The 26504-nt window shown below is 65.2% G+C and carries 28 protein-coding genes; 16 read left to right on the top strand and 12 right to left on the bottom strand.

Annotation, left to right across the window (positions count from 1 at the left end; translation table 11 throughout):
- Positions 1-869: 869 nt before the first annotated feature.
- Positions 870-1436 (bottom strand): HNH endonuclease, encoded by a 567-nt coding sequence (locus AC3WJD_RS18955; protein WP_492748304.1) that lies wholly within the window; start codon positions 1434-1436, stop codon positions 870-872.
- A gap of 113 nt (positions 1437-1549) precedes the next feature.
- Here AC3WJD_RS18955 and gluQRS point away from each other — a divergent pair, with 113 nt between their 5' ends.
- From gluQRS to egtD, 5 genes are all read left to right on the top strand, one after another.
- The gene (gene gluQRS, locus AC3WJD_RS18950; protein WP_492748303.1) at positions 1550-2452 is read left to right on the top strand and encodes a tRNA glutamyl-Q(34) synthetase GluQRS; all 903 of its coding nucleotides are present in this window, start codon (positions 1550-1552) and stop codon (positions 2450-2452) included.
- Entirely contained in the window at positions 2449-2679 is a 231-nt protein-coding gene (locus tag AC3WJD_RS18945; protein ID WP_492748302.1) for a twin transmembrane helix small protein, read from the top strand. The genes gluQRS and AC3WJD_RS18945 overlap by 4 nt, the downstream gene beginning before the upstream one ends.
- Before the next feature lie 4 nt (positions 2680-2683).
- Complete coding sequence (locus AC3WJD_RS18940; protein WP_492748301.1) at positions 2684-3253, top strand: cob(I)yrinic acid a,c-diamide adenosyltransferase; 570 nt, start codon at positions 2684-2686, stop codon at positions 3251-3253.
- Positions 3254-3329: 76 nt separating this feature from the next.
- Positions 3330-4598 (top strand): ergothioneine biosynthesis protein EgtB, encoded by a 1269-nt coding sequence (egtB, locus tag AC3WJD_RS18935; RefSeq protein ID WP_492748300.1) that lies wholly within the window; start codon positions 3330-3332, stop codon positions 4596-4598.
- 1 nt (position 4599) lies between these two features.
- Positions 4600-5583, top strand: coding sequence for an L-histidine N(alpha)-methyltransferase (gene egtD / locus AC3WJD_RS18930; RefSeq protein ID WP_492748299.1), 984 nt, complete (start codon positions 4600-4602; stop codon positions 5581-5583).
- A 723-nt stretch (positions 5584-6306) separates the two neighbouring features.
- Here egtD and AC3WJD_RS18925 read toward each other — a convergent pair.
- A complete protein-coding gene (locus AC3WJD_RS18925; protein WP_492748298.1) occupies positions 6307-7647 on the bottom strand; it encodes a dicarboxylate/amino acid:cation symporter in 1341 nt (446 codons plus the stop codon).
- 128 nt (positions 7648-7775) lie between these two features.
- On the opposite strand from AC3WJD_RS18925, the gene AC3WJD_RS18920 reads away from it, so the two are divergent.
- Positions 7776-8444, top strand: a complete 669-nt coding sequence (locus tag AC3WJD_RS18920) for an MBL fold metallo-hydrolase (protein ID WP_492748297.1) — start codon at positions 7776-7778, stop codon at positions 8442-8444.
- A 122-nt stretch (positions 8445-8566) separates the two neighbouring features.
- Here AC3WJD_RS18920 and AC3WJD_RS18915 read toward each other — a convergent pair whose 3' ends face one another.
- Both AC3WJD_RS18915 and AC3WJD_RS18910 read right to left on the bottom strand, forming a co-directional pair.
- A complete protein-coding gene (locus AC3WJD_RS18915; RefSeq protein ID WP_492748296.1) occupies positions 8567-8989 on the bottom strand; it encodes an MAPEG family protein in 423 nt (140 codons plus the stop codon).
- 15 nt (positions 8990-9004) lie between these two features.
- Positions 9005-9430: an MAPEG family protein gene (locus AC3WJD_RS18910; protein ID WP_492748295.1), complete on the bottom strand. Its 426-nt coding sequence runs from the start codon at positions 9428-9430 to the stop codon at positions 9005-9007.
- A 216-nt stretch (positions 9431-9646) separates the two neighbouring features.
- On the opposite strand from AC3WJD_RS18910, the gene rpmF reads away from it, so the two are divergent.
- The 5 genes from rpmF (at position 9647) to AC3WJD_RS18885 (ending at position 12603) form a co-directional block, all read left to right on the top strand.
- The gene (gene rpmF / locus AC3WJD_RS18905; protein ID WP_492748294.1) at positions 9647-9826 is read left to right on the top strand and encodes a 50S ribosomal protein L32; all 180 of its coding nucleotides are present in this window, start codon (positions 9647-9649) and stop codon (positions 9824-9826) included.
- A gap of 29 nt (positions 9827-9855) precedes the next feature.
- The gene (gene plsX, locus AC3WJD_RS18900) at positions 9856-10905 is read left to right on the top strand and encodes a phosphate acyltransferase PlsX (protein WP_492748292.1); all 1050 of its coding nucleotides are present in this window, start codon (positions 9856-9858) and stop codon (positions 10903-10905) included.
- Positions 10902-11861: a beta-ketoacyl-ACP synthase III gene (locus tag AC3WJD_RS18895; protein WP_492748290.1), complete on the top strand. Its 960-nt coding sequence runs from the start codon at positions 10902-10904 to the stop codon at positions 11859-11861. Before plsX ends, AC3WJD_RS18895 begins: the two co-directional genes overlap by 4 nt.
- A gap of 69 nt (positions 11862-11930) precedes the next feature.
- Complete coding sequence (locus AC3WJD_RS18890) at positions 11931-12230, top strand: integration host factor subunit alpha (protein ID WP_492748289.1); 300 nt, start codon at positions 11931-11933, stop codon at positions 12228-12230.
- A 7-nt stretch (positions 12231-12237) separates the two neighbouring features.
- Positions 12238-12603 carry a MerR family transcriptional regulator gene (locus AC3WJD_RS18885; RefSeq protein WP_492748288.1) on the top strand — a complete coding sequence of 122 codons (366 nt, stop codon included), beginning with the start codon at positions 12238-12240 and terminating at the stop codon, positions 12601-12603.
- A gap of 37 nt (positions 12604-12640) precedes the next feature.
- Here AC3WJD_RS18885 and AC3WJD_RS18880 read toward each other — a convergent pair whose 3' ends face one another.
- On the bottom strand, positions 12641-13189 hold the full coding sequence (locus AC3WJD_RS18880; protein ID WP_492748287.1) for a SixA phosphatase family protein: 549 nt from the start codon (positions 13187-13189) through the stop codon (positions 12641-12643).
- The gene (locus AC3WJD_RS18875; protein ID WP_492748286.1) at positions 13186-15918 is read right to left on the bottom strand and encodes an ATP-dependent DNA helicase; all 2733 of its coding nucleotides are present in this window, start codon (positions 15916-15918) and stop codon (positions 13186-13188) included. The genes AC3WJD_RS18880 and AC3WJD_RS18875 overlap by 4 nt, the downstream gene beginning before the upstream one ends.
- Before the next feature lie 38 nt (positions 15919-15956).
- On the opposite strand from AC3WJD_RS18875, the gene AC3WJD_RS18870 reads away from it, so the two are divergent.
- On the top strand, positions 15957-17531 hold the full coding sequence (locus AC3WJD_RS18870) for a lysine--tRNA ligase (RefSeq protein ID WP_492748285.1): 1575 nt from the start codon (positions 15957-15959) through the stop codon (positions 17529-17531).
- Positions 17528-18052 carry a GNAT family N-acetyltransferase gene (locus tag AC3WJD_RS18865; protein ID WP_492748284.1) on the top strand — a complete coding sequence of 175 codons (525 nt, stop codon included), beginning with the start codon at positions 17528-17530 and terminating at the stop codon, positions 18050-18052. The genes AC3WJD_RS18870 and AC3WJD_RS18865 overlap by 4 nt, the downstream gene beginning before the upstream one ends.
- A gap of 54 nt (positions 18053-18106) precedes the next feature.
- On the opposite strand, the gene AC3WJD_RS18860 is transcribed toward AC3WJD_RS18865, so the two are convergent.
- The 3 genes from AC3WJD_RS18860 to AC3WJD_RS18850 form a co-directional block, all read right to left on the bottom strand.
- Positions 18107-19198 (bottom strand): S41 family peptidase, encoded by a 1092-nt coding sequence (locus tag AC3WJD_RS18860; RefSeq protein WP_492748283.1) that lies wholly within the window; start codon positions 19196-19198, stop codon positions 18107-18109.
- A 157-nt stretch (positions 19199-19355) separates the two neighbouring features.
- The gene (locus AC3WJD_RS18855) at positions 19356-21188 is read right to left on the bottom strand and encodes a DUF885 domain-containing protein (RefSeq protein ID WP_492748282.1); all 1833 of its coding nucleotides are present in this window, start codon (positions 21186-21188) and stop codon (positions 19356-19358) included.
- Between the two features lie 113 nt (positions 21189-21301).
- Positions 21302-21805, bottom strand: coding sequence for an RcnB family protein (locus tag AC3WJD_RS18850; protein WP_492748281.1), 504 nt, complete (start codon positions 21803-21805; stop codon positions 21302-21304).
- Between the two features lie 172 nt (positions 21806-21977).
- Here AC3WJD_RS18850 and AC3WJD_RS18845 point away from each other — a divergent pair, with 172 nt between their 5' ends.
- Positions 21978-22331 carry a DUF427 domain-containing protein gene (locus tag AC3WJD_RS18845; protein WP_492748280.1) on the top strand — a complete coding sequence of 118 codons (354 nt, stop codon included), beginning with the start codon at positions 21978-21980 and terminating at the stop codon, positions 22329-22331.
- Between the two features lie 12 nt (positions 22332-22343).
- Here the strand turns inward: AC3WJD_RS18845 and AC3WJD_RS18840 are convergent, their stop codons facing one another.
- The 3 genes from AC3WJD_RS18840 to AC3WJD_RS18830 all read right to left on the bottom strand — a co-directional run bounded on the left by AC3WJD_RS18840 (position 22344) and on the right by AC3WJD_RS18830 (position 24869).
- On the bottom strand, positions 22344-22808 hold the full coding sequence (locus tag AC3WJD_RS18840; protein ID WP_492748279.1) for a hypothetical protein: 465 nt from the start codon (positions 22806-22808) through the stop codon (positions 22344-22346).
- Between the two features lie 109 nt (positions 22809-22917).
- On the bottom strand, positions 22918-23604 hold the full coding sequence (locus AC3WJD_RS18835; RefSeq protein WP_492748278.1) for a prolyl hydroxylase family protein: 687 nt from the start codon (positions 23602-23604) through the stop codon (positions 22918-22920).
- Positions 23601-24869, bottom strand: coding sequence for a metal-dependent hydrolase family protein (locus AC3WJD_RS18830; protein WP_492748277.1), 1269 nt, complete (start codon positions 24867-24869; stop codon positions 23601-23603). Before AC3WJD_RS18830 ends, AC3WJD_RS18835 begins: the two co-directional genes overlap by 4 nt.
- Positions 24870-25019: 150 nt before the next feature.
- Here AC3WJD_RS18830 and AC3WJD_RS18825 point away from each other — a divergent pair, with 150 nt between their 5' ends.
- Together AC3WJD_RS18825 and AC3WJD_RS18820 are read left to right on the top strand one after the other, a co-directional pair.
- The gene (locus AC3WJD_RS18825; protein WP_492748276.1) at positions 25020-25322 is read left to right on the top strand and encodes a WYL domain-containing protein; all 303 of its coding nucleotides are present in this window, start codon (positions 25020-25022) and stop codon (positions 25320-25322) included.
- Between the two features lie 436 nt (positions 25323-25758).
- Positions 25759-26504 (top strand): hypothetical protein (locus AC3WJD_RS18820; RefSeq protein WP_492748275.1); only part of this gene is annotated, 746 nt, incomplete at its 3' end.

Below are 26504 nucleotides of genomic sequence, written 5' to 3'. Positions count from 1 at the left end.
CGGGGAGCAACCACCCTGCCAGCCAGCACGTCTGGCCGTGACTGAGGGCGAATCGCGCCGCGATTACCCCATGTTTCGGGCATCACGCCAGGCGATCCGCGCGGCCAATTTGTTGTGGGGAGCGGATGTCCCAATTCCTCCCGGTACGGGGAGGGGGACCATGCGAAGCGTGGTGGAGGGGCTGGCGTAAAACCCGCCAATTCAGCGCAGCCCTTCCGTCAATCCTCCGCGCTGCCACCTTTCCGTACCGGGGAGGACCTTACGGCCGCAATCTCGTCGCAAGCGGAAATGCGCCGCAATCAAGCCCCTGCTTGTGGGATTCTGAACCGTCGGCCAACAAGATACTCAGTGAAAAGCGTTTCAACCTGTGCCGCGCTCAGGGCTCGTTCCGGCGGTGGGGAAGCGACACGCTTGGCGATCCGCTTCCACAACGAACTGGCAGCTCGGTCCTCTCGCACTTGGCGTTCGCTATACTCCGTGGTCATGTCCGCTGTGAACGATGCGAGTGACAGATAGCCCCCACGTCGAGTGACCACCGACCAAAGTTCACCGTGCCGCGTCGCTCTTATATAATCTTTGGAACTACGGGCGAGGGTCGCCACGCCTCCAGCGGGTAAGCTTTGTAAACCTCTCAGAACTTGCCGAAGCTCTTGCTCGCTGGCGATCGGCACCTCGCAATCACCACCTATTGTCAGTGTCGCGTGGAGATGCTGTGGGTTGATACGAGTGGTCGTCATGAGCGCTTTGTGTCACGTCCATCTTGATATCCGCAATGTCGGCGTATCCGAACGGTCCGCTTCCGGCAAATAGCCCTTGCTATCGGTCGTTCAGGGCTGGTGGCCGCGGGCCGCTGAATTGGCCCACGCGATCTAGGCGAGCAGTTCGATATCCCAGTAGAGCCAGTCCCGCCAGGTATCGTGGAGATAGTTGGGCGGGAAGCTGCGGCCATGTTCCTGAAGGAACCAGCTCGTCGGGCGGATCGGGGTGATGTGCAGCTGCATCCCCGCCTGCTGGGGCGTGCGCCCGCCCTTTTTCAGATTGCAGGGCGCGCAGGCGGTGGCGACATTTTCCCAAGTGGTGCGCCCGCCCTGCGCGCGCGGGATGACATGGTCGAAGGTGAGGTCGCGCGAGACACCGCAATATTGGCACTGGAAGCGATCGCGCAGGAACAGATTGAAGCGGGTGAAGGCGGGATGTTCGGAAGGCCTCACATATTGCTTCAGCGCGATGACCGAGGGGAGCTTCATCGCGCTGGAGGGACTTCGGATCTCGCGCTGATAATGGTCGACGATCGTCACGCGATCGAGAAACACCGCCTTGACCGCGGTCTGCCATGGCCACAGGCTCAGCGGGTAATAGCTCAATGGCTTGAAATCGGCATTGAGCACCAACGCAGGACAACTGTCCGGATGACGGATCAGATCGGGATGATACATGGCGTCACGCGGCCTCCCATTGCCCGCACTCCACTTGCCGAGAATGATGACATGGTCATGACACCATATGTCGCGACTCGCGGTCAACCTTTGTTTTTGGATTGCCCTGCCCGATGACCGAGATCGCAACGCGGTTCGCGCCCAGCCCCACCGGCCAGCTCCACCTTGGCCACGCCTGGTCGGCGCTCCAGGCCCACGATTTCGCGGCGCAGCGACGCGGCCATTTTTTGCTGCGGATCGAGGACATCGATCCCGGTCGCGCGCGCGAGGAACATTCCGTCGGGATCATCGAGGACCTGCTCTGGCTGGGGCTCGAATGGGAGGGCGAGATCATCTTCCAGTCGCAGCGGCTTTCGCTCTACGCGATGGCGCTCGAGGATCTGAAGGCGCGCGGGCTGGTCTATCCCTGCTTCTGCACGCGCGCCGAAATCGCCCGGGAGATCGCCGCAAGCGCCAGCGCTCCGCACGGCCCCGACGGCCCCCATTATCCCGGAACCTGCCGGGGGCTCGAGCCGCATATTGCAGAGGTGCGCGCCGTGCATGAGGCACATTGCTGGCGGCTCGACGTCGCCAGGGCGTCCGCGGCGGCGGGGCCGCTAAGCTGGTGCGATGGCGACGGCGTGGCGCATGCCGCATGCCCCGAAATTCACGGCGATGTCGTGCTCGCGCGCAAGGACGCGCCGGTCAGCTATCACCTCGCGGTCACCGTGGACGATGCCCAACAGGCGATCAGCCATGTCGTGCGCGGAGCCGACCTGTTGCCCGCGACGCATGTCCACCGCCTCCTCCAGGCGCTGCTCGACCTGCAGAGCCCCGTCTATGTCCATCACCCGCTGATCGGCACCGCGGACGGCGAACGCCTCGCCAAGCGCAACAACGCGCCCGCGATCGCCGACCTGCGCGCGGCGGGCGCAGATCCCGCGCAACTGATTGCCGATATGCGTGAGGGACGCTTCCCCAATGGCTATCGCCCATTGGATTTACAGGGGGATGCGCCTAGAGAGGGCGGGTCATGAGCACCTTCCTCGCCATCCTTATCGTCGTCGCGATGATCGCCACCATTGTCATGCTCGTGCGCGGGATCATTGTCTTCCTCCGCACCACCGAGGAGGACCTCAAAGGGGAAGGCCCCAGCCGATCGAGCCTGAAGCAGAACAAGGCGATGCAGATGCGCATCCTGTGGCAGGCGATCGCGATCATCCTCGTCGTGCTGCTGCTGGCGCTGTACGGCCGCGAAAGCTGAGCGCTTGGTCAAGCTCAACAGGATCTACACGCGTACCGGCGACGACGGCACGACGGGGCTGGTCGATGGGTCGCGCACCGCCAAGCACGATCCGCGCATGCAGGCGATCGGCGACGTCGACGAGGCCAACAGCGCGATCGGCGTCGCGGTCACCGCGATCGGTGCGGGCGGCCACGCGACGATGCTCCGCCGCATCCAGAACGACCTGTTCGACCTCGGCGCCGATCTCGCGACGCCGGGCGAGGACTTCACCCCCGGCGAGATGACGCTGCGCATCGTCCCCGCACAGGTGGCGCGGCTGGAGCAGGAGATCGACGCGATGAATGCCGATCTCGCACCGCTGCGCAGCTTCATCCTTCCGGGCGGCGATGCGGGTGCCGCGGCGCTGCATCTTGCACGCGCCGTCACACGTCGTGCAGAGCGATCCGCCGTTGCCGCGGCACGCGACCACGCGCTCAATCCGCAGGCGCTCGCCTATCTCAACCGGCTGTCGGACCATCTTTTCGTGATGTGCCGCGTCCTCAATGCGCGGGGCGAAGGCGACATATTGTGGGTGCCGGGCGCATCGCGCTGAAACTGTTTCACTGCTGACACGTATTGTCATTGGGTCGCTTGACGGGCCGCGATATATGGGGATGCTGTAGAACATTATGGCAACACGGCTCGACCAGACCTCCGCGCCCGACGCGCTTTCCACGCTTTACCGCGATGTCCGCAAGCTGAGCGAGGCGCTGGTTGCGCCGCTTTCGGATGCCGACGCCACTGTCCAGGCGATGGACGATGCCTCCCCCGCCAAATGGCATCTGGCGCACACGACCTGGTTCTTCGAGACCTTCGTGCTGCGCGACCATGTGCCGGGCTATCGGCTGTTCGACGAGCGCTGGCCCTTCCTGTTCAACAGCTATTACGAGGCCGAAGGCCCCCGTTACGCACGGCCACGCCGCGGCATGATCACGCGTCCGTCGCTCGACGAGGTGTGCGCATGGCGCGCGCATGTCGACGCGGCGCTGGTCGAGGCACTGCCCGTGCTCGACAACACCACCCGCGCGCTGGTCGAGCTTGGCTGCCACCATGAGCAGCAGCATCAGGAACTGCTGCTGACCGACATATTGAGCCTGTTCGCGCTCAATCCTCTCGCACCCGCGGTCTGGGATATGCCGCGCGGTGCCCCTGCGCCTGCGCCCGGGTCGATCAACTGGATCGAGGGCGCACATGGCATCGCCGAGATCGGGCATGACGGAACCGGCTTCGGGTTCGACTGCGAAGGGCCCCGGCACCCCGTGCTGCTTGCGCGTCATGCGCTCGCCGACCGCCCCGTCACCAATGCAGAGTGGCGCACCTTCATCGACGATGGCGGCTATCAGCGCCCCGATTTCTGGCTGTCGGACGGCTGGACCTGGGTACAGCGCGAAGGGATCGAGGCGCCGCTTTACTGGCAGCGGCAGCATGGCGACTGGGTGCAGTTCGCGCTCGACGGGCTGCACCCTGTGCGCCCCGCCGCGCCGGTCACGCATATCAGCTATTACGAGGCCGACGCCTTCGCGCGCTGGGCGGGGGCGCGGCTCCCGACCGAAGCCGAGTGGGAGAGTGCCGCGGCCGCGCTCGATCCGCTCGGCGGCAACCAGCTCGACGCCGCCGGCCCGGTGCGTCCGCGCGCTACGCGCGATGGCACCGGACTCAGGCAAATGTTCGGCGATGTCTGGGAATGGACCGCGAGCGCCTATCTCGCCCATCCAGGCTTCCGCCCCGCCCCCGGCGCGGTGGGCGAGTACAACGGCAAGTTCATGAGCGGGCAGTTCGTATTGAAGGGTGCGAGCTGCGCGACGCCGCGCGGCCATGCGCGCGCCAGCTATCGCAACTTCTTCTACCCGCATCAGCGGTGGCAGTTCACCGGGCTCAGGCTGGCAAAGGACCTTTGAGATGCTGCTCGAACAGGACGCCCCGCCGCTCCCCGCCGAATCCGCGGATCCCGCCTTCCGCGCCGATGTGCTGAAGGGCCTTGCCGATACGCGCCGCCGCGCCATCCCCGCGCGCTGGTTCTACGACAAGGCGGGTTCGGAGCTGTTCGAGGAGATCACGCAGCTTCCCGAATATTATCCGACGCGCGTCGAGACCGCGCTTCTCGAGAAGCATTCGGCCGAGGTCGGCGAGATCGCGGGGCCGGGACGCGCCGTGGTCGAATTCGGCTCGGGTTCCTCGATGAAGACACCGCACCTGCTCCGCGCGGTCGACCCTGCCGTCTATGTCCCGATCGACATTTCGGGCGACTTCCTGCGCGAGTCCGCCGCGGCGCTGGCGACCAGCTTTCCTGGCCTGAGGGTCGAGCCCGTCGAGGCCGATTTCATGCACCCCATCGACCTGCCCCTGAGCGTCGGCGCGCTCCCCAAGCTCGGCTTCTTCCCCGGATCGACGATCGGCAACATGATCGCGCGCACCTCGGTCGACCTGCTGCGCGCGATGCGGGAATCGCTGGGCGTGGGGTCGCTGCTGCTGATCGGCATGGACCGCGTGAAGGACGCCGACGTCCTCGTGCACGCCTATGACGACGCGACGGGCGTCACCTCGCGCTTCAACCTCAACCTGCTCCACCGCATCAACCGCGAGTTGGGCGGCACGATCCCCGTCGACGCCTTCCGTCACAAGGCGATCTGGAACGATCTCTACGCGCGGATCGAGATGCATCTGGAGGCGACACGCGACGTGACCTTCACCGTCGAGGGCGCAAGCTTCTCGATGCAGCGCGGCGAGACGATCCACACCGAGAACAGCCACAAATACGGCCAGCGCGACGCCCGCCTGCTGCTGCGCGCAGGCGGCTGGACGCCCCTGCGCGAATGGACCGACCCCGATGGCATGTTCGCGCTGATCCTCGCGGGCGCGCACCCGCTCAGGACGGCGCCGTAGGACCCGAACATCGAACCCTCTCCCGCTTTCGCGGGAGAGGCAACGAAGACTTGGCCGCGTGCGGCCTAGTCGCAGTCGGTGAGGGTCTTGTCTTGTTTGATGACGAGGCCTTGCCGGAGCGCGACAGAAGAATAAAAGACCCTCACCCAACCCTCTCCCGCGAAGGCGGGAGAGGGCTTAGGGCAATGTCCGCTCCCGACCCGAATCTCGCCCCTCCCTTAAAGGGAGGGGTTAGGGGTGGGTGTCGCCGTCAGGCGATCAAAACACGGGCTTTGAATGGCTCGCCGCGCTCGCTACCCACCCTCGACAGATCGTTTCACTATCGAAACTGTGCGCCGACGAACCCTAGCAGATACACTGCCATCTGATAAAAACGGGCATGATTGGAGGTACTCGTGAGCTTTTACCGAAGATTTGTCCTCTGGGCAGATGAGATGCAAACTGGCGGCCTATACGATGGGAAGGTCCTCTACATGATCGGCGTGTTACCAATGTTCGGCGTTTCCGTGATAGGAAAATGGTGGTGGATCCCATCCATTATATTCGCCGTTGCTTGGCTATGCTTCCTTCTGTGGAGAGTATGGGTCATCGCAAAGACCGGTTATGTCGGATACTTCGAAGATGAAATGCCTCCGCACTTGAAGCCCGCATCTCGCGCCGCGAAACATTGTGATGACCAGCCAGGGAATGGCAGCTAGCGCGACATTTCAGACGTCGACCACCTCACTCCGCCGCCACAACCCCCTTCGGCAGATCCTCCACACGCGGCATCTTGCCCGCGAGCGCCGCATCGAACTGGGGCTTGTCCAGCGCGCCCTCCCATTTCGACACCACCACCGTCGCCACCGCGTTGCCGATGAAATTGGTGAGGCTGCGGCATTCGGACATGAAGCGGTCGATGCCGAGGATCAGCGCCATGCCCGCGACGGGGATCGAGGGCACGATCGAGAGCGTCGCCGCGAGCGTGATGAAACCCGCGCCGGTCACCCCCGCCGCGCCCTTGGACGAGAGCATGGCGACGCCGAGCAGCAGCAGTTGCTGGCCGATCGTGAGCTCGACATTGCACGCCTGCGCGATGAACAGCGCGGCGAGCGTCATGTAGATATTGGTGCCGTCGAGGTTGAAGCTGTAGCCCGTGGGAACGACGAGCCCGACGATCGACTTGGGGCAGCCCGCGCGCTCCATCTTCTCGATCAGGCTCGGCAGCGCGCTCTCCGACGAAGAGGTGCCCAGCACGAGCAGCAGCTCGGCCTTCAGGTACGCGATCAGCTTGAAGATCGAGAAGCCGCACAGCTTCGCGACAAGCCCGAGCACGACGATCACGAACAGCAGCGAGGTCAGGTAGAAGGTGCCGACCAGCGCGGCGAGATTGGCGAGCGTGCCAACACCGTATTTGCCGATGGTGAAGGCCATCGCGCCGAACGCGCCGATCGGCGCGACCCTCATCACGATCGCGACAAGCTTGAAGAAGGCGATCGAGATATCCTCGAGCAGATCGAGCAGCTTCGTGCCGCGATCGCCGATCAGCGCGAGGCTGATGCCGAACAGGATCGACACGAACAGCACCTGGAGGAGGTTGCCGCCGGTCATCGCCGACAGGAAGGTGTCGGGGATGATCGAGGCCAGGAAGCCCGTGATCGTGCTGTCATGCGCCTTGGCCGCGAACTCGCTCACCTTGGAGCCGTCGAGCGTCGCCGGGTCGATGTTGAGCCCCGCGCCGGGACGCACGACATTGGCGACGACCAGGCCTATGACCAGCGCCAGTGTCGAGAAGAACAGGAAATAGGCAAAGGCCTTGCCCGCGACGCGACCGACCGCGGCGAGATCGCGCATGCCCGCGATGCCGGTGACGATCGTCAGGAAGATGACGGGCGCGATCACCATCTTGACCAGCTTGATGAAGGCGTCGCCCAAAGGCTTCAGCGCCTCGCCCGTAGCGGGGGCGAAGTGCCCGAGCAGCACGCCTGCGGCGATCGCGACCAGCACCTGCAAATAGAGCTGCGCATACCATGGCTTGCGTGCCGGAGGCGGTGGCAGGACCTCCGCGTCGGGGGCGATGATCATATGCGTGCGCCTTTCATCCTCATCGTCATTCACTAGCCAGCGCTTTGCCATTCGAAAAGCGGTCTGTCGGCCGCGCGACTTCGCGCCGGGCTTGCATCTCCCCGCCCGCGCCGCCATGTCCTGCCACCATGGACAAGCCCACGCCCCCCTTGAAGGCCGCGATCATTCCGGTCACGCCGCTGCAGCAGAACTGTACGCTTTTCTGGTGCACCGAAACCAACAAGGGTGCCTTTGTCGATCCCGGCGGCGATCTCGACAAATTGAAGGATGCGCTCAAACAGACGGGCGTCGAGATCGAGAAGATCCTGATCACCCACGGCCATATCGACCATTGCGGCCAGGCAGGAACTTTGGCGAAGGAACTCGGCGTGCCGATCGAGGGGCCGCACGAGGCCGATCGCTTCTGGATTTCGCGGCTTGACGATGACGGCCGCAAATACGGCATCGACGGCCGCGTGTTCGAGCCCGACCGCTGGCTGGACGACGGCGACGTCGTGACCGTGGGCAATCTGACGCTGAACGTGATCCATTGCCCCGGCCACACGCCTGGTCATGTCGTCTTCCACCATCCTGAATCGCAGCTGGCGATCGTCGGCGACGTGCTGTTCCAGGGATCGATCGGCCGCACCGACTTCCCGATGGGCAACCATCAGGACCTGCTCGACGCGATCACGCAGAAGCTCTGGCCGCTGGGTGGGGACACCGCCTTCGTCCCCGGCCACGGCCCGATGAGCAACTTCGCGCACGAGCGCCGGACCAATCCCTTCGTGAGCGATTCGGCGATCGCGCGCGCCTGAACTATCCGCTGTCCTACACGCCCGCGCCTTGTCACAATCACCGCGGGGTCGGTCTTTGCCGGTCGCCCCGCGGCTTTTTGACATTGTTATATGCGCGAGCTTTGTGAAGTTTGGGGCCCCGCTCAGGCGAAACGCGGATCGACCAGCGGTCCCGCGGGCTGGAAGACGACGTAGATCGCCCAGACGATCAGCGCGAGCGTGACGAGATAGGTCGCGAGGATGCCGCCCGAGCGCCACGGGTTCGGCGCCGGTCGCTCCATGCCGAAGGGATGCGCAAGCCGCGCAACCGACAGCAGGCTGCCCAGCACCCACAGGCCCAGCGCCGGACCGACATGAAACTCGATCAGAGCCATCAGGATGAGCGCGAGCGGGACATATTCGTTGAAATTGGCGTGCGCGCGCATCCGGGCGCGTAGCAGCTCGTTGCCGCCATCGCCGATCATGATCTTGTCGCTGACGCGAATCTTGCCCGCGCGCCACGACAGCCAGAGATTGATGAGGCCAAGGATCGCAGCATAGAGGAGCGTGATCTTGAGCACGGGCATGATCGCTTCCTTCGTTCAGCCGACCGACTGGATCTCGGTGACGACGGGATCCTCGCCACCCGCCAGATAAGGTATCGCAATGGCATAGAGGCCAAGGCCGAGCAGCGTGAGAAAGGTGACGATCGTCCCCACCATCCGCGCCTTGCCGACGCCGTCCATGCCGAAGGCGTGCGCCACGCGTGCGAGGATGAAGAGCGCACCAACGCCCCACAGCCAGACCGACGTGCCCTGTGCGAATTCGATCAGCCCGATCAGGATCAGGACGAAAGGCGCGTATTCGACGAAATTGGCGTGCGCGCGCATCCGCGCGGTGAGCTGGAGACAACCGCCGTCCCCGATCGAGACCTTTTCGGCGGTGCGCACGCGCCCCACGCGCATCGCAAGCCAGATGTTGAGCACCGCGGCAGCACCCGCGATGGTAAGCGTCACCGGCAATATCATGTCATCCCCCCGTTGAGTTGCGGCGTGAAACTGTCATGCTTGGGCGCGCCAAGCAACGGCCCTTGCAGTTCCTCGGAGAATCGCTATACGCGCGGCTTCGCTCGCGATGAGCCCGGCCGCGATGGTCCGCGGTCTTAACAGGCCGTCGGTTGCCAGCAAGGCATCAAGGGCGTAACCGCAGAATTGTATTTTTAAAGAACTGGAACAGGTGCCGGAATGGCTGTCCCCAAGAGAAAAACCACGCCGTCCAAGCGCGGCATGCGCCGCAGCCATGATGCGCTCAGCGTCGAGAGCTTTCAGGAATGCCCGAACTGCGGCGAACTGAAGCGCCCGCACAACCTTTGCCCGTCCTGCGGCCACTATAACGGCCGCGAGATCGTTTCGGCCGAAGGCTGACGCAGCTTCTTTCCGAGGAGTCAGGACGGGTGGGCAGATCGCCGCGGATCGCAATCGACGCGATGGGCGGCGACGAAGGCCTGGCGGTCATGCTGGCTGGCGTCGCGCGTGCGCGGCGCCAGAACGAAGGCATGCGCTTCCTGCTCGTCGGCGATGAGGCACAGATCAGGGCGGGGCTTGAAAAACACCCCAATCTGAGTGCCGCGTCGGAGATCCTGCACGCACCCGAGATTATCACGGGCGCCGACAAGCCGAGCCAGGCGATCCGGCGTGCGCGCACGACCTCGATGGGGCTCGCGATCGACGCGGTGAAGCGCGGCGACGCGGGCGCCGCGGTGTCGTCGGGCAATACCGGTGCGCTGATGGCGATGGCCAAGCTTGCGCTCAGGACGATGCCGGGGATCGATCGCCCCGCCCTCGCCGCGCTGCTGCCCAGCCTTGGCGACAATGACCTCGTCATGCTCGACCTCGGCGCCAATACCGAGTGCGATACCCAGAACCTGATCCAGTTCGCGGTGATGGGCGCAGCCTATGCCCGCACCGTGCTCGAACTCGACCGCCCGCGCGTCGCGCTGCTCAACATCGGCACCGAGGACCTGAAGGGCACCGACGAGATCAAGGACGCCGCCACCGCGCTGCGCGAGGCGACCTATCTTCCCATGCAGTTCAACGGCTTCATCGAGGGCGACCGGCTGTCGCGCGGCGAGGTCGACGTCATCGTCTGCGACGGCTTCTCGGGCAATATCGCATTGAAGACCGCGGAGGGCACCGCGCGTTTCGTGGGCGATCTTCTGAAGCGCGCCTTCACCAGTTCGCTGCGCTCGAAGATCGGCTTCCTCATCTCGCGCCCCGCGACCGAGCTCCTGAAGCACCATCTCGATCCCAACAACCATAATGGCGCGGTGTTCCTGGGCCTCAACGGGCTGGTGGTGAAAAGCCATGGCAGCGCCAATGAGGTCGGCGTCGCGAACGCGATCAACGTCGCGGCGAAGATGGTGCGCGCCGATCTGGCGCGGCGGATCACCGAGGATCTGGACAATTTCAAAGCCCATGTCGGGCCAGAGGTGGTTGAAGCATGACGCGTCGCGCGGCGATTCTGGGTACCGGTTCTGCACTTCCTGCACGGCGCATGACCAATCACGAGCTCGCCCAGCAGGTCGACACCTCGGACGAATGGATCGTGGAGCGCACCGGCATCCGCTTCCGCCATGTCGCGGGCCCCGACGAGACGACCTCGACGCTCGCCACCGCCGCCGCGCAGCAGGCGCTCGAGGCCGCAGGCATGGAGGCGCGCGAAATCGACCTGATCGTGCTCGCCACCGCGACCCCCGACCAGACCTTCCCCGCCACCGCGACGCGCGTCCAGGCGGCGCTGGGCATCGACGACTGCGTCGCATTCGATGTTCAGGCGGTGTGCTCGGGCTTCCTCTATGCGCTTTCGGTCGCCGACAGCATGATCCGTTCGGGCGCTGCCACCAACGCGCTGGTGATCGGTTCCGAGACGATGACGCGCATCCTCGACTGGGAAGACCGCAACACCTGCGTGCTCTTCGGTGACGGCGCGGGCGCGATCGTGCTCGCCGCGCGCGAGGGCGAGCAGGGCGTGCTGTCCGCAAAACTCCATGCCGATGGCCGGCATAACGAGTTGCTCTATGTCGATGGTGGCCCCTCCACCACGGGCACCGTCGGCAAGATTCGGATGAAGGGGCGCGAGGTCTTCCGCCATGCCGTGGTCAATCTCGCCAATGTCCTTGGCGAGACGCTCGAGGCCGCGGGGCTGGCGCCCGACGATATCGACTGGCTCGTCCCGCACCAGGCCAATGCGCGCATCCTCGACGCGACCGCGCGCAAGCTCGGGCTCGATCCGGTCAAGGTAATCGTCACGGTCGACCAGCACGCCAATACCTCGGCTGCATCGGTTCCGCTCGCGCTCGATCACGCGGTCCGCGACGGACGGATCAAAAAGGGCGACATAGTGGTGCTCGAGGCGATGGGCGGCGGCTTTACGTGGGGGGCCGCGGTGGTACGCTATTGATCTCCGTCAATTGAATCTTCGGTCACGAAACGATAGAATGATTTCAAAGCCGTAGAGAAGGGGATGAATATGGCTTCCGCACCGACGTTGACGCGCGCCGATCTGGCTGATTCGGTCCACCGGGAGATCGGGCTTTCACGCGCCGAATCCTCCAAACTGGTCGAACAGATACTCGACAATATGTGCCACGCTCTCGCCGAGGGGCAGAATGTGAAGATCTCGGGCTTCGGGAGCTTCGTTTTGCGCGACAAGGGGCAGCGCATCGGCCGTAATCCGAAGACGGGCGTCGAGGTGCCCATCGCACCGCGGCGCGTGCTGACCTTCCGCGCGAGCCAGATGCTCCGCGACCGGATCGTCAAGGCGGGCTGACCGCCGCATGTCGGACAAAGCTGACGGCGCGTTTCTGACGATAAGCGAGCTCGCCGACGATCTCGACCTGCCCCAGCATATCCTGCGTTACTGGGAGTCGCGCTTCCCACAGCTCCGTCCGCTGCAGCGCGCGGGCAAACGCCGCTACTACCGGCCGGAGGACGTGGCGCTCGCGCGCAGGATCAACCGCCTGCTCAACCAGGAGGGTTACACCATCAAGGGCGTCCAGAAGCTGCTGAGCGCACGCGGAGGCGAGTCGATCGCCCCGCCCCCGGCGCCAGTGGCGATCGTCGCCACGCCGCCAGGCCTCGACCTGATCGGCGAGTTGAAGCACTTGCGCGCCAGCCTGGCCCAGGCGCTCTCCGGCGCCTGACGCGCACTCCGGTGCTGGGAACACCCAGGCGCTGAAATCAGTGCCCGTGGGGCACGGGGCCCAGTTCGGCATCCAGATCGCGCGGGCGCATAAGACGGATCAGTCGGCCGCTGCTGCTCTTGATGTCGCTCCAGTGATCGACGTCGAATTCGATCTCGGCGAGCGCCGCGGTCGGGAATTTCTGCTCCACCGAATCGCGCAGTGCATCGCCGTGGCGATCGGGAACGAGCATCAGGATCAGATCCTCGAAGCCCGGATTGTGGCCGCACATCAGCAGCGTGTCAGCGCTGTCGGGCGCGTCGTGAACGACGTCCAGCAAGGTCGCGGCGGACGCCAGGTAAATACGCCGGTCCCAGCTCGGCGTCATGCTCCGGCCCATGCCGTCCCACAGATAGTCGAGCGTTTCGGTGCAGCGGATCGCGGGCGACGAGACGAGATGGTCATAGGCAAGCTGCTCATCGCGCAGATAACGCCCCATGCGCTTGGCGCCCCGGATGCCGCGCGCATTGAGCGGACGATCGAAATCGCGCGCCACGGGATCGTCCCAGCTCGATTTCGCGTGGCGCAGCAATGTCAGCGTCTTCATGCCCTCTCCGATGGCGCGATCCCGGCGGTCTCCTGCCCGCTCTGGATGACAGGACCAAGACGGTCTTTAACGTGCGCGACCGCTTCGTCCAGCGTAACCCGGTGAACGGGTGTCCCCGGCGGAAAGGCCGATAACAGACGCGAGGGCATCGCGGCCGAGAGCATTGCGAAGAGTCCGCGATCGTCGGCCCTGCGGATCAGTCGCCCGAAGGCCTGCGCCAGCCGCGCACGGATGATCTGGTCGTCATAGGCGCTGCCCCCGCCCGCCAGCCGCCGCGCGGCGTGAAGCACGGTGGGCTTGGGCCAGGGCACGCCCTCCATCAGCACGAGTCTCAGCGAATGCCCTGGCACGTCGACACCGTCCCTCAGCGCATCGGTGCCGAGCAGCGAGGCGCGGGGATCATCGCGGAAGATGTCGACCAGGGTGCCCGTATCCATCGGATCGACATGCTGCGCATAAAGCGGCAGCCCCTCGCGCGCGAGCCGATCGGCGATCCGCGCATGGACCGCGCGCAGCCGCCTTATCGCGGTGAACAGGCCGAGCGTGCCGCCCTCGGCCGCCATCACCAGCCGGCCATAGGCGCCCGCGAGCGCCGCGATGTCCCCCTTCTTGACGTCGGTGACGATCAGCACCTCAGCCTGCGTTGCATAGTCGAATGGGCTCGGCGCCTCGAAGCGCGTCGCGGGCTGCGCCAGGTGCAGCGCGCCGCTGCGCGCCTCGGCGACATCCCAGTCGCCACCGCCCTTGAGCGTCGCCGAAGTGACAAGCACGCCGTGCGCGGGCTTGAGCACGACCTCGGCGACCGGACGCGTCGGATCGAGCCAGTGACGGTGCAGCCCGACATCATAGTCGCGCCCCTCGATGCGATCCACCGCGAGCCAGTCGACGAAATCGGCATCGGCAGGGCCGCCGATCCGCGACAGCAGCGACAGCCAGCCCGCCAGCGCGTCGGTGCGCCAGCCAAGGCTTGCGATCGCGCCCTCGACACGCGCGCGCGCCTGCCCGTCGAGCCAGTCAGGGCCGTCCTCGACCAGCGCCTCGAGCCTGCGGCCGAGCCGGACGAGCGGCCGCAGCAGCGCGTCCAGCGCCTCGGCCGCGGGCTGGGCAGCGGAGACAAGCGCACCATCGAGTTCGGCCATCTCGGTTTCGAGCCCATAGCCCGCATCCTCGTTTCCCTTGGCACCGCGCGCATAGGTGGTGCCGCGCACCGCGGCGAGCAGCGCCTCGATCGGACCAAAGGGTGCGCCCTCGGCCAGCCGCTGGAGCCAGCCGTCCGAGGGCAAGGCCTGCGCGGCACTGGTTGCCTCGGAAATCGCCTGCCCACCCTCCATGTCGTAGCTCGCGACATCGGAAAGCCGGGCAGCGAGGCCGCGCCGCCGCCCGCGCGACTTCCCCTCAGGCCCCGTCACCCAGCGGCGGAGCTCGATCGCCTCCTGACCTGTCAGCGCGGTGGCGAACATCGAATCGGCGGCGTCAAACAGGTGATGACCCTCGTCGAACACCAGCCGCGTCGGGCGGTTCGCGGCCTCGCGTCCGCGCGCGGCATTGACCATCACGAGCGCATGGTTGGCGATGACGATGTCGGCGTCGGCGCTGGCGCGGCTCGCGCGCTCGATGAAGCATTTGCGGTAATGCGGACAGCCCGCATAGACGCATTCGCCGCGCCGGTCGGTGAGCGCGGTGGCGCCGGCGCGACGGAAGAGCGTAGGTAGCCAGCCCGGAAGATCGCCGCCGACCATGTCGCCATCCGCGCTGAATGCGGCCCAGCGCGCGACGAGTTGCGCCAGGATCGCCGCACGCCCGGCAAAACCGCCCTGCAGTGCATCCTCGAGATTGAGCAGGCACAGATAATTCTCGCGCCCCTTGCGCAGCACGACCTTTTTGCGCCGCACGCGCGGATCGGGAAAAAGCCGCTCGCTCTCCCTGGACAATTGGCGCTGCAGCGTCTTGGTATAGGTGGAGACCCACACCGGCCCGTCGGCGCGTTCGGCCCAGAGCGAGGCGGGTGAGAGATAGCCAAGCGTCTTGCCGATCCCCGTCCCCGCCTCGGCGAGCACCAGCCGGGGCTCGTCACGGCGCGTGCGCGGTTCGAAGGCTTCGGTGACAGCGGCGGCATAGCCTTGCTGGCCGGGGCGGATCTCGGCGCCATGGCCGGTGAGGTCGTCGAGGCGCCCGGCGACCTCGGCGGCGTCGAGCGACACCGTCCGCGGTGGCGTTCGGGGAGCTACGTCCTCCCATTCGGGCAGCTTCGAGAACAGCCAGCGCTCGGCGCGTTCGGGTTTTTCCAGCCGATCGGCAAGCACCGTCGCCCAGGGCCAGCGCAGCCGGGCGAGCGTCTGCGCCGCGGTCCACGCGCCCTCGCGTTCGGCCCAGTGCGGATCATCGGCCCGTTCGAGCAGCGCCGCAGCGGCACGGCACAGGAAAGCGGCGACCTCCGAATCATGTTCGGGCGGCGCCAGCCCTATCGCACGCGCCAGCCCCTTTGGCGTCGGCACCGCGAAGCGCGCTGGATGGACGAAGGCGAACAGCTCGAGCAAGTCGAGTCCCGACAGGTCGGGATAGCCCAGCCGCTGCCCGATCAGCGGCGCGTTGAGCACGATCAGAGGGGTTTCGGCGGCGCGCGCGATCGCCTCGCCGCGCCCCAGACCGCGCGTTTCTCCGTCAGGCGTGGCCATCCAGATGCCGCCATGGCTTGCATAGAGCGCGGGATAGGGCAAAGAGGCCGCCATCTCCCCCGTTAAGCCTACACGGAACGAAAGAGCAACAGATGAGCGACCTGCGTGCCACCGCGATGGAATCAAAGGCCTGGCCTTTCGAGGAAGCGCGCAAGCTGCTCAAACGCTATGCGGGTGGCACGCCCGACAAGGGGCATGTGCTGTTCGAGACAGGCTATGGCCCCTCGGGTCTGCCGCATATCGGCACCTTCAACGAGGTGCTGCGCACGACGATGGTGCGCCAGGCATTCGAGGCGCTGTCGGATATCCCCACACGGCTGGTCGCCTTTTCGGACGACATGGACGGACTCCGCAAAGTGCCCGACAATGTTCCCAACAAGGAGATGCTGGCCGACCATCTCGGCAAGCCGCTGACGCGCATCCCCGATCCCTTCGGCAAGTTCGAGAGCTTCGCGCACCACAACAACGCCATCCTGCGCGATTTCCTCGATCGCTATGGCTTCGAATATGAATTCCTCTCGGCGACCGAATGCTATCATTCGGGCCGCTTCGACGCGGCGCTGAAGCTCGTTCTCACGCATTATGACGACATCATGGGCATCATGCTGCCGACGCTGCGCAAGGAACGCCAGGCCACCTATTCGCCCGTGCTGCCGATCAGCCAGAAGTCGGGAGTCGTGCTGCAAGTACCCATCACCGTGGTCGATGCGGACAATGGCATCGTCCGCTTCGAGGATGACGGCGAAACCGTCGAACAGTCGATCCTCTCGGGCGCCGCCAAGCTGCAATGGAAGGTCGACTGGGCGATGCGCTGGGTCGCGCTGGGCGTCGACTACGAGATGTCGGGCAAGGACCTGATCGATTCGGTGACGCAGTCGTCGAAGATCTGCCGCGCGCTCGGTGCCCGTCCGCCCGAGGGGTTTAACTACGAGATGTTCCTCGACGAAAAGGGCGAGAAAATCTCCAAGTCCAAGGGCAACGGCCTCTCGATGGAGCAATGGCTGACCTATGGCCCCGAGGAAAGCCTCGCCTTCTACGCCTATCGCGAGCCCAAAAAGGCGAAATCGCTGCACATGGGCGTGATCCCGCGCGCGATCGACGAATACTGGCAGTTCCGCGGCAACTGGAAGGACCAGGCGCTCAAGGAGCGGCTCGGCAACCCCGTCCACCATATCCATAACGGCCAGGTGCCCGAGGAAGCGCTGCCCGTGACCTTCGGGCTGCTTCTGAATCTCGTCGGCGTGATGGGCGAGGCGAGCAGGGATCAGGTCTGGGGCTACCTCGCCAATTACGTCCCCGATGCCGATCCGGCCAAATACCCCGCGCTCGACCGGCTGATCGACTATGCGCTCGCCTATCACCGCGACTTCATCGCGCCGACCTTGAAGCGTCGTGCGCCAACAGCGAACGAAGCCGAGGCGCTGAAGGATCTCGACGCGCGCCTCGCGGCGCTTCCCGTCGATGCCGATGCCGAGAGCATCCAGAACGAGGTTTACAGCGTCGGCAAGGTCGAAGCCTATGGCTTCGAAAGCCTGCGCGACTGGTTCAAGGCGCTCTACGAGACGCTGCTCGGGCAGGAACAGGGTCCGCGCATGGGCAGCTTCATCGCGCTCTACGGCATCGAGAACAGCCGCAAGCTGATCGCCGAGGCGCTGGCCTCGGCGTGACCGTCAACGTCGTCAGCCTGACCGCGGACGCGTTGGCGAACAGCGCCGACGCGCTGGGCGCGGTGCTTCTTGATTGCGTGGCGGGCGGCGCGTCGGTCAGCTTCATGGCCGACCTCACCCCGGAGCGTGCACAAGCCTTCTGGCGCGACAAGTCGCGGGCGGTCGCGGTCGACGAGATGCGCGTGCTCGCGGCGCTGATCGATGGCGAAACGATCGGCACGGTGACGGTGGCACGCGCAGGGCCGGACAACCAGCCGCACAGGGGCGACATCGCCAAGATGCTCGTCCATCGGGGGGCGCGGCGGCGCGGCGTCGCACGGCTGCTGATGGAGGCCGCCGAGCGCGAGGCGCGTGCGATGGGGCTTACACTGCTGGTGCTCGACACGGTGACGGGTAGCGCGGCCGAGAGCCTCTATGTCGGCCTTGGCTGGCAGCGCGTCGGCGAGATTCCCGATTTCGCGCTCTATCCCGACGGAAAGCTCTGCCCGACGACGTTCTTCTACAAGCGGCTCAGCGCCTGAGCGATATGCGCCCGCCATCGCTCCGGTGTGCGCCGGAGCGATGGCGGAGGGCGCTCAGTGCGCCGACGCGCGGGGACGACGCACTGGCCATTGGGGTTCGAGTTCTGCCGAAAGCCGCTCGGCTTCGGCGGGTGCGATGCCGACACGCTTGAGCGCCTCGACCAGCGCCTGCTTCGCGGGGACCGCGATATCGGGCGCAACGCCGATGCCTTCCCATCCCTGATTGGTATCCGGATCGAAGGTGCGCCCCACGGGCAGGAAGACCGCGAAGCCGTGCGCCAACGGGCGGATATCGCCATAATGCCCCGCACCCGCGGTGGCTTCACCGATCAGCGTGGCGCGATGCGTGCGCTTCAGCGAGAGCGCGAAATGCTCGGCGGCGGAGGCGCTGCCGCCCGAGGTCAGCAGATAGACCTTGGACGCGGCAAGCGGGCTGGCCGGCCTGGCGGGCAGCGCCCAGTGTTCGCGCTGGGAAACCTCGGGCGAAGATGCGACCTGCTTGAGCGTGGGCAGATCGCCCAGCGGCTCCTCGGCGGCGGCGCGTGTCTCCATCGTCACCAGTCGCGTCGGCTGCGCGAACAGCGCGGGGAACAATGCATCCATTTCGCCGAGCCGGCCGCCGCCATGCGTGCGAATGTCGATGATCAGCGTTTTGGCATCGGCATAGTCGCGGACGAATTGCTGCGTCGCGGCGACCGATTCGGGGCTGCCGGGAAAGCCGTTGAAGCGGACGAACGCAATGCCCGGGGCAATCCAGCGCGCCTTTTCCACCACGGGTGGCGGCGCGCTGCGCTGCTGCCCGGCGGGGCGCGAAAAATCGGGCGGGCTTGCAAAAACGCGCAGATGCCCGTCGCGGGCGACCGCCTGGACATCGGCGGTCATCATTTCGGCCAGCGCCTCACGGCTCGCGGCCTTGTCATAGCCTCCGGACTGCGCCTTGGCGCGCAGTGCAGCTGCATAACGCCTGGCCGTTTCGGGAAAGACGAAATTGGCCTCGAGCTGGTCCGCAAGGTCGAGTGCGACAGCCCTGCCCTTACCCGCCTCCAGCGGGATCGATGCCTCGGTGGGCATCACAGGTGCGGGCTGCGAAGCCGCGGGCGCGGCAAGCGTGACGGCGACGAGACTCACCAACGACAAAAGACGCATATGATAAATAACCCTCCTCCCCTTGCAGGAACGACGCTAGTCAACGCAACGATCAGCGCGCGCAGGATTCTACCAAGAACGCCCGGGAGTCGACGAAATGCGAAAACGGGGCGGATGCATTGCTGCATTCACCCCGTTTTTTCTTTTTCGATCGCGGTTATTGCTTCGACGCGATCCAGTCGTCGATCTTCTTTTCGAGCACGGTGAGCGGCAGCGCACCGGTCATCAGCACCTGCGCGTGGAACTCGCGCGGATCGAACTTCGCGCCCAGCTTGTCCTGCGCGCGCTTCTTGAGCTCGGAGATCTTGAGCTGGCCGACCTTGTAGGCGAGCGCCTGCCCCGGCCAGGCGATATAGCGCTCGACCTCGGCGGTGGCGTCGGTTTTGCCCATGCTCGAATTGTCGAGCATGTACTGGATCGCCCGTTCGCGCGTCCAGCCCTTGGCGTGGATCCCGCTATCGACGACCAGCCGCATCGCGCGCAGCATCTCGTCGTCGAGCCCGCCGAAGCGCTGATAGGGATCGGTCTCCATGCCGAGCTCCTTCCACAGCGTCTCGGCGTAGAGGCCCCAGCCCTCGACATAGGCGGTATTGCCGCCAAAGCGCATGAACGCGGGCAGCGCCCCGTTCTCCTGCGCGAGGCTGATCTGGAAATGGTGGCCCGGTGCACCTTCGTGCAGGTAAAGCGTCTCCATCCCCGGCGTCGTCCGCGAGGGCAGATCATAGGTGTTGAAGTAGAAGATGCCGGGCCGGTTCTTCGACAGGTTCTTGGGATCATATATGCCGGGCTCGTACGAGCCGCCCGCCTGCGTCTTCTCGCGCCACGGCTCGTAATAGCGGATCTCGAGCGGCGTCTTGGGGATGGTCGAGAACTGCTCGCCGATCCGCGCATCGACCTTCTTGCCGATGGCATAATAGCCGTTGACGAGATCATCCTTGGTCTTCGGCTTGAACTTGGGGTCGGTACGCAGATAGTTGAAGAACTCGGCGAGCGTTCCCTTGTAGCCCACCTGATTCCTGATCTTTTCCATCTCGCCCTTGATCCGCGTCACTTCGGATAGGCCGAGATTGTGGACATAGTCGGGCGTGAGCGGCAGCGTGGTGAGTTGCTCGATCGCGGCCTGATAGACCTTGGCGCCGCCCTTCATCGAGGAAATGCCGACCTGCTCGCGCGCCACGGGCAGATATTCGTTCTTGAGGAAATCGCGCAGCCGCGTGTGCGCGGGGAGCAGTTCGTCCTTCACCGCGGCCGCATATTCCGCCTTCAGCCGCGCCTGATCGGCCGCCGAAATGCCTTCGGGGAATTTCTTGACCGGACCCATGAACACCGAATTGTCGACGCCCTGGTTGATCAGGTTGTCTAGCTGGCCGATCATGTTGTTGACCGTCATCTTCGACTGGACGACGCCCGACTTCATCCCCTCGCGGAAACGCGCGATCGAGCGATCGATCAGCGTGACATATTCCTTGTGGCGCTTCAGGTTGTTCTCATAGTCGATAAGCGTCCTGAACGGCGCCGCGCCCTGCCCCGAGGCGAAGCTGGGATAGAAGGTGTGGAAGCCCGTGAAATGGTCGATCGGCCGCACCGCGGTGAGCGCGAGCATGTCGGGCGTCAGGTTCTTGAGCGTCAGCCGCGTCTGCCAGTCGAACACGTCATAGGCGATCTGGTCGGTCGCGTTGAGCTTGCCACGATCGATCGCGTGGAGCCGCTTCAGGTCGTCCTGCGCCGCCGCACGCTCGGCATCGAAATAGGCGGCGCTGACATAGTCGCCCAGCCGGTCGGCATAGCGCAGATCGCCGCGGAACAGCGCGCTGATCGGATTGCGCTTGAGGTTGGCCTCATCGCTATCGGCGAACAGCTTGTGGAGCTGGGCGTGCGCATCGTTCGCGGCCGCAACCGCAGCCGCCTGCTGCGCCAGGGCCGGCAAAGCGGGGGCGAGCGCAGCAACCGAAAGCAGGAGCGCTGCGCGAACGGACTTGGAAAGCGTCATGGGGGTCTCCGACGGGATCTGTATTATCGAACTATAACAGTACCCCGGATAAGGCAAGCAGCCCGGCACGTCGCCGTGCCGGGGCCGCCCCCCGCGTGATTCCTACTGCCTGCTTACCAGTAGAAATTGCGGATCACGTCGACGACGACGCCGCGACGGATGTCGACGAGCATCAGGTCGTCATAATTACGCACCCAGCGCTGATGGCCCGTCGCCCTGGGCAGGCGATAACGCCAGGGATCGGCGATCCAGTAGCGCTGTGCATAATATGCGGGCTTGATGCGCACGCCCGGCCGGAAGGCCTGATAGCGATAGGGCGCGTGCCAGTTGCCGCGGGCATAGAGCGCACGGTTGGTGTTGCGATAGCTGCGCCAGTCGTTGCGGCCCCAATTGCGGTCGCGCTGGTCCTCGCGATATTCGTTGCGCGCCTCGCGGACGTCCTGCCGCTGATCGCGGATCTCGCGGCGCGGTGCGTCATTGCGGACGGCGCGGTTCAGCTCACGCTGCTCCTGGCGGATATCCTGACGATCGCGCCGCAGCTCGGCCTGCGACTGGGCCATGGCGGCCGACGGCATGACCGTGGCGACCATCAGTGCGGCAACAATGAACTTACGCATGTTCGAACTCCTGATACCCCGGCGAGGCCCGTGCCTGCCGGTGAACCAGGAAATGCCCGAGTCCGCCTGAATCGAACGCGAACGGTTTCGTCAGTGAAATGAAAGCCTGTGTCGCAAATTGTAACGGCGCGGCAGGCACCTATATCGCGTCTCTCAGGAAAGGAGCGTCGCGATGAAATTGCCCGGACCCGATCATCCCATCACCATCACGCCCTTTGCCGGGCGCGTCCGCGTGACCGCCGACGGCCAGATGGTGGCCGACACCAGCCACGCGCTGTCGCTCGCCGAAGCCAGCTACCCGCCGGTGCTCTATGTACCGCGCGGCGATGCGCACATGGAACTGCTCACGCCGTCGAGCCACCACACGACTTGCCCCTACAAGGGCGAGGCCAGCTATTTCGACATCGGCGAAAGCGCCAATGCGGTGTGGAGCTACGAACAGCCCCATCCCGCCGTCGCCGAGATCGCGGGCCATCTCGCCTTCTATCCCGACAAGGTGAAGATCGAGCGCCTGCCGCCGGGCTAGCGATCCGCAGCGTCAGATGATGCCGTCGATGCGCCAGATGACCAGCAGACCAACCCCGACGATGACGTCGATGACGACGCACCACGGCACATACCAGCTCGGGATCGCGACCAGCTTGAGGCGCGAGCGGTTGTGGTGCGCAAAATCCCAGAGCGCGTGGGCAAGATAGGCGAGTGGCAGCAGGATCGGCCAGGCGAGCTGGCCCACGAGCGCAGCCACCGCGAACATCCCGGTGACGTTGAACTCGACGAACTGGTCGTGCGGTGACCCGTTCATGACCGCGAAGCCGAAATAGATGCCCGCAATCAGGGCAATGATGACTGCGGCGAACCCCAGCGACACTTCAGGGGACATGAAGGCGTGCGGCAGCAGCGTCGCTACTCCGACCGCGATCCCGGTCAGGATCGGCCTGCGCGCAAAGACTGAAGGAGGGCGAAGTTGGTGGCTGTGCTCTTCCGAGGCTGTGAACGTGGGCATGGCGGGTCTCCGGTGGTTGGAGTGGGCACGCGAACGAACGGCCGCCAATGTGTCACGATTTTGCGAAACTGGGCAGATCGTTGTTGAACGAGTGGCGTCGCCAGCACCTTCAGATCCACGGCCTTTCGCGGAACCATTTGGTAACGATGTATTTGCTGCCCGCTGTCACCGGGGTGCCGGCGTGGAGCGTGCGCAGATTGGGCGCGCCGTCGCGCTCCATATTGTTCCAGGTGATGAGCAGCCCCTGCCGCGGATTGACCGAAACGCCCGCGGCGGGAAAGTCGGTAGCGCCGCCGCTTTCGGGCACATTGAGATAGATCATCGCGGTCCAGCTCCTTTGGCCGCCCGATGCCTCCATCTGCGGCCAATAGGGCTGGTTGACGTGAAAGAAGTCGTGATGCGGCCTGAATTCCTGCCCGGTCCGGTAGCGCTGCCCCTGCAGCGTCTCCCCGTGTCGCGGATCGATGCCGAGCAGCCGGCAGATCTTCTCGTCGATCGCCTCGACCTGCGCGTCCCAGCGATCGAGATTGCCGCTATAGCTGGTGCGGAAGCCGCTGCCCTCGCCTTCCGAGAAAAGTGCGGAGGGCCGGCTGGTCGCATCGATCATCGCGATCAGCCGCGCGCATTCCTCCGCGTCGAGGAAATCGGGACTCGCGAACAGCTCGATCGTGTCGAGCGGGATCTTCTGGACGCCCTCCGCCGCGGCCAGCCGCGCCGCGACGATCTCGCCGATCTGCGCGAGCCGCTGCGAGGGTGGCCCCGCCTGATAGTCGCCGCCCTGTACCGTTTCCGTCACTGGATCGTCTTGCCTCGCACCATTACGAAATCGACCTTTTCAAGCACGCGAATGTCGGACAGCGGATCGCCCGAAACCGCGATGATATCCGCCGAATAGCCCGGCGCAATCCGGCCGATCTCATTCTCCATGTCGAGCAGCTTTGCCGCCGTCGTGGTCGCGCTCGCCAGCGCTTCCGCCGGGGTCATCCCGCCCAGCTCGACCATCTTGCCGAACTCCTCGGCATTGCGGCCATGCTCATAGACCGCGGCATCGGTGCCGAAGACGATCGTCACGCCCGCCTTGTGCGCGGCGTTCAGCGCCTTGCCGACATTGCCAAGCGTCTCGCGCACCTTCGCCTCTACGGTGGGTGTATAGACCCCCTTGCCCAGTCGGTCGCCGATGCCGGTAAAGGCCATCAGTGTCGGCACATAGGCGGTGCCCTTCTCCTTCATCACCCTGATCGCGGCGGCATCGGCAAAGGTGCCGTGCTCGATCGTGTCGATACCCGCGCGCGCCGCGCTTTCGATCCCGCGCGCGCCATGCGCGTGCGCCGCGACGCGAAGGCCCAGGCTGTGCGCGGTATCGGCGATCGACTTCATCTCGACCTCGGTGAAATGCTGGCCGAGACCGCGCCCCTGCTGCGACAATACGCCGCCCGTCGCGGTGATCTTGATGACGTCGGCGCCGTTCTTGGACGCCTCACGCACGCGCGCCGCACACTCCTCGACGCCGGTGCACGTATTGTGGCCGTCGAGCACGGCATTGACCTCGGGCCGAAAGCCCGAAACGTCGCCATGTCCGCCGATGATCGAGATGCCAGGCCCCGAAGAGACGATGCGCGGTCCCGGGATCAGCCCTTGGGCGGTGCCGCGGCGGAGCACGAAGCCGACCTCCTGCGCCGAGCCGAGGTCGCGCACCGTGGTGAAGCCCGCGCGCGCGGTCTTGAGCGCGTTCTTCGCGCCAACCACCACGCCCCATTCGTCGGGCTCGACCGCCTCTTTCCAGAAATCGCCGCCGGGATCGCCCGAAAGGTGGACGTGCATGTCGACCAGGCCCGGCAGCACGGTCTTGCCCGACAGGTCGATCACCTTGGCGCCTGCGGGCGCGGACATGCGCCCCCGCACGATCGAGACGATGCGGCCATCGGTCACCGTGATCGTCGACTCACCGACCGGCGTCTTGCCTGCCTCGGTGATGACGCGGCCGGCATATACGACCTGCGTTTCCGCATGGGCCTGCGCCGCCATGGCAAGCGTCGCCGCAGCAAGCAAACGTATGATCATCAAACCTTTCCTCCCATTTTCGCGCGACAGTGCAGAAGCGCCGCCGGGCGTGCAAGGGGCGAATTGCATTCCTCGTGCCAGAGCGTTTGCTTGATGCTGCGACGCACAAAATCGTTGCACTACGCACGGCCCCGAGTCATTCAGGAGGTCATGAGTTCCAACAAGCTGCTGCTCGAAGCCATCGCGCTCAAAAAATGCGTCACCGCCACCTACAATCGCGGGACGGTCAAACTGGCGCCCCACATTCTGTACACGCGTCATGACGAACTCTTCATCGATGCCGTGACAGTCGCGCGTGATGGAAAGCCCCCGCGCGAAGTGAAAATCGGCACCTTCAAGCTTGCGGGGCTGAGCGATCTCGCGCTCGACGACCAGACTTTTGAACCCGATCCCGCCTTCGAACCCGAAGCCGAGAAATATGCGGGCGTGGCACTGTTCGCTGTCCAAAGCTGACGCGGGCGACCCGATCGCGCATGGTTAACATTCATGCACGCTGCAATGGATAACCCATTGATAGTCCATAGTTACTGTTGAATTGCCATATCTTTACCAAGACGAAATGTTCTGTTGTTACGCTTAATGGCGAACAGCACAGGTAAAACATGGTTGACGCCTGAAACGAATTCTCTGAAGGGCGCAGTCAAAGCCCGAACAAGGGGGGGTCGCGGTGGCTTGTCGCGTAGCACTGGGCGTGCGTCCGGGATTATCTATATTTTCCGCAATGTTACTGACATTGTCGGCTTGCGGTGGCGGTGGCGGCGGATCAGCGCCCGCGCCCAACGTGCCCGGGGGCACTCCCACGCCTGCACCTACCCCGACACCTACACCGACGCCCGCGGTCACGCTGACCGCTTCGCCCACGTCTATCTCCACGGGTGGTTCGTCGACCTTGAGCTGGAGCACGTCGACGGGCGCGAGCAATTGCACCGCGAGCGGCGACGGCCAGTTTTCGGGTGCGAAGGCGGCGAGCGGCTCGGCGGTGGTGACACCAGCAGCAACGACGAGCTACCGCATCGAGTGCAGCTTCTCGAGCGGCCCACAGTCGGCGAGTGCGACAGTCACCGTTGATGCAGCGCCCGGCGGCGGCGGTGCGGCGGGTGCGTTCAGCAATCCCGATGACGGCGCGATCCCCGATCGGGCGCAGCATCCGGTCGCCTTCCCGACCGCGATCGGCTTCGGCAAGAACACCAGCGTGCGCGCTTCGAACGCGGTGGTCTACAAGATCAACTCGCTCGAGGACACCGCCAACCCGTCGGACGGCAAGATCACCTACCGCGAATGTGCGCTGGCGCTTGGCGTGACCACGCCTTATGCGATCCCCGCGGGCCGGCCGCGCTACTGCGTGTTCGACGTCTCGGGCGCGATCGAGATCCAGTCGGCGGCCTATATCAAGACGCCCAAGATCTATATCGCGGGCCAGACCTCGCCGGGGGGCATCGAGTTCCGCTTGGGTGCCAATTACGATCCCGTCGATTCACTGATCGACACGCGCTCGGGCGGCAACGACATGATCCTGCGCCATGTCCGCACGCGCACCGGGCCGCATGTCGGGCGCAGTTCGCTGAACGGCGATCCGATCCGCATGTCGGGGACCAACAACCAGATCCTCGACCATGTCTCGACGATGTTCGGCAC

The organism is Sphingobium sp. FW306-1B-F04DB, from assembly GCF_058781925.1.
The sequence above is the reverse complement of the archived record's forward strand: the minus strand, read 5'-3'. Positions and strand labels throughout refer to the sequence as shown.

Excerpts from the sequence above, each read along its gene's own strand:
- AC3WJD_RS18830 (WP_492748277.1), bottom strand. The coding sequence starts at position 24,869 with ATGATCATACGTTTGCTTGCTGCGGCGACGCTTGCCATGGCGGCGCAG.
- AC3WJD_RS18825 (WP_492748276.1), top strand. The coding sequence starts at position 25,020 with ATGAGTTCCAACAAGCTGCTGCTCGAAGCCATCGCGCTCAAAAAATGC.
- AC3WJD_RS18915 (WP_492748296.1), bottom strand. The coding sequence starts at position 8,989 with ATGCCCGTGCTCAAGATCACGCTCCTCTATGCTGCGATCCTTGGCCTC.
- AC3WJD_RS18920 (WP_492748297.1), top strand. The coding sequence starts at position 7,776 with ATGGACAAGCCCACGCCCCCCTTGAAGGCCGCGATCATTCCGGTCACG.
- AC3WJD_RS18885 (WP_492748288.1), top strand. The coding sequence starts at position 12,238 with ATGTCGGACAAAGCTGACGGCGCGTTTCTGACGATAAGCGAGCTCGCC.
- egtD (WP_492748299.1), top strand. The coding sequence starts at position 4,600 with ATGCTGCTCGAACAGGACGCCCCGCCGCTCCCCGCCGAATCCGCGGAT.
- AC3WJD_RS18910 (WP_492748295.1), bottom strand. The coding sequence starts at position 9,430 with ATGATATTGCCGGTGACGCTTACCATCGCGGGTGCTGCCGCGGTGCTC.
- AC3WJD_RS18845 (WP_492748280.1), top strand. The coding sequence starts at position 21,978 with ATGAAATTGCCCGGACCCGATCATCCCATCACCATCACGCCCTTTGCC.
- AC3WJD_RS18955 (WP_492748304.1), bottom strand. The coding sequence starts at position 1,436 with ATGTATCATCCCGATCTGATCCGTCATCCGGACAGTTGTCCTGCGTTG.
- AC3WJD_RS18850 (WP_492748281.1), bottom strand. The coding sequence starts at position 21,805 with ATGCGTAAGTTCATTGTTGCCGCACTGATGGTCGCCACGGTCATGCCG.
- AC3WJD_RS18925 (WP_492748298.1), bottom strand. The coding sequence starts at position 7,647 with ATGATCATCGCCCCCGACGCGGAGGTCCTGCCACCGCCTCCGGCACGC.
- AC3WJD_RS18860 (WP_492748283.1), bottom strand. The coding sequence starts at position 19,198 with ATGCGTCTTTTGTCGTTGGTGAGTCTCGTCGCCGTCACGCTTGCCGCG.
- AC3WJD_RS18855 (WP_492748282.1), bottom strand. The coding sequence starts at position 21,188 with ATGACGCTTTCCAAGTCCGTTCGCGCAGCGCTCCTGCTTTCGGTTGCT.
- AC3WJD_RS18945 (WP_492748302.1), top strand. The coding sequence starts at position 2,449 with ATGAGCACCTTCCTCGCCATCCTTATCGTCGTCGCGATGATCGCCACC.
- AC3WJD_RS18880 (WP_492748287.1), bottom strand. The coding sequence starts at position 13,189 with ATGAAGACGCTGACATTGCTGCGCCACGCGAAATCGAGCTGGGACGAT.
- AC3WJD_RS18840 (WP_492748279.1), bottom strand. The coding sequence starts at position 22,808 with ATGCCCACGTTCACAGCCTCGGAAGAGCACAGCCACCAACTTCGCCCT.
- AC3WJD_RS18890 (WP_492748289.1), top strand. The coding sequence starts at position 11,931 with ATGGCTTCCGCACCGACGTTGACGCGCGCCGATCTGGCTGATTCGGTC.
- gluQRS (WP_492748303.1), top strand. The coding sequence starts at position 1,550 with ATGACCGAGATCGCAACGCGGTTCGCGCCCAGCCCCACCGGCCAGCTC.
- egtB (WP_492748300.1), top strand. The coding sequence starts at position 3,330 with ATGGCAACACGGCTCGACCAGACCTCCGCGCCCGACGCGCTTTCCACG.
- AC3WJD_RS18870 (WP_492748285.1), top strand. The coding sequence starts at position 15,957 with ATGAGCGACCTGCGTGCCACCGCGATGGAATCAAAGGCCTGGCCTTTC.
- AC3WJD_RS18875 (WP_492748286.1), bottom strand. The coding sequence starts at position 15,918 with ATGGCGGCCTCTTTGCCCTATCCCGCGCTCTATGCAAGCCATGGCGGC.
- AC3WJD_RS18895 (WP_492748290.1), top strand. The coding sequence starts at position 10,902 with ATGACGCGTCGCGCGGCGATTCTGGGTACCGGTTCTGCACTTCCTGCA.
- rpmF (WP_492748294.1), top strand. The coding sequence starts at position 9,647 with ATGGCTGTCCCCAAGAGAAAAACCACGCCGTCCAAGCGCGGCATGCGC.